Raw genomic sequence first — 249 nt, 5'->3', positions numbered from 1 at the left:
GTAAATTAGCAATTATCTTCGGTACTAATTTTGACCGAGTTCAGGCGAAACAACTCCAGCAACAATGGCAAAAAGAAGATTTTAGACAGTTGCCGACCATGCGAATTTTAGACCAGGACATGGCCGGCTTGTTGGGATCCCATGCCCAGAGTACAGATATCATTCCCTATGTATTTCTGATTATTTATATCCATATGCTGACTGAATAGCAGAAAATATTGTTTATGAGAACTCCAGTCACCAGATCAT

At 39.8% G+C, this 249-nt stretch carries 1 protein-coding gene; it reads left to right on the top strand.

Annotation, left to right across the window (positions count from 1 at the left end; translation table 11 throughout):
- Window positions 1–209: hypothetical protein (locus tag AQ1_RS12390; protein WP_042087840.1), on the top strand; the 209-nt coding region annotated here is incomplete at its 5' end.
- Window positions 210–249: the final 40 nt, after the last annotated feature.

Source organism: Iodidimonas nitroreducens (genome assembly GCA_000710935.1).
Classification (GTDB): domain Bacteria; phylum Pseudomonadota; class Alphaproteobacteria; order Sphingomonadales; family Rhodothalassiaceae; genus Iodidimonas; species Iodidimonas nitroreducens.
The sequence above is the reverse complement of the archived record's forward strand: the minus strand, read 5'-3'. Positions and strand labels throughout refer to the sequence as shown.